The following is a 337-nucleotide window of genomic DNA, read 5'->3' on the forward strand; positions in this document are numbered from 1 at the left end:
GCTCAGATATCAAACGTTTAAAAGAACTTGAAGCAGAAAATCGCAAACTTAAACAGATGTTTGCTGAGTTAAGTTTAAAATCCCAACTTCAGGAAAAAATTATAAAAAAGCTGTAATGCCCACGCAAGAACGTAAAACGTGGGCACAGCAACTACAACAAAATCATTCTGTTACTATTACTATGAGTTGTGCCATTGTTGGTTTAAGCCGTTGTGCTTACTATTATCAACCTAAGTTACCGGATGACTCGAAGATTATTGCGATATCGCAGAAAGACATTTACGTTGGGGTTTTCCTAAATGTTTTCATCGCATTAGAAAGCTCGGTTATCAATGGA

The 337-nt window shown here is 36.5% G+C and carries 1 protein-coding gene; it reads left to right on the plus strand.

The genetic code is table 11. The features are described 5' to 3' along the window. Positions 1-115: 115 nt before the first annotated feature. On the plus strand, positions 116-337 hold a 222-nt coding region (locus tag GQ590_RS12160; protein ID WP_160409333.1), incomplete at its 3' end, for a hypothetical protein.

Origin of the sequence: Gilliamella sp. Lep-s35 (genome assembly GCF_009795845.1) — a bacterium.
In the GTDB taxonomy this organism is placed as follows: Bacteria; Pseudomonadota; Gammaproteobacteria; order Enterobacterales; family Orbaceae; genus Gilliamella.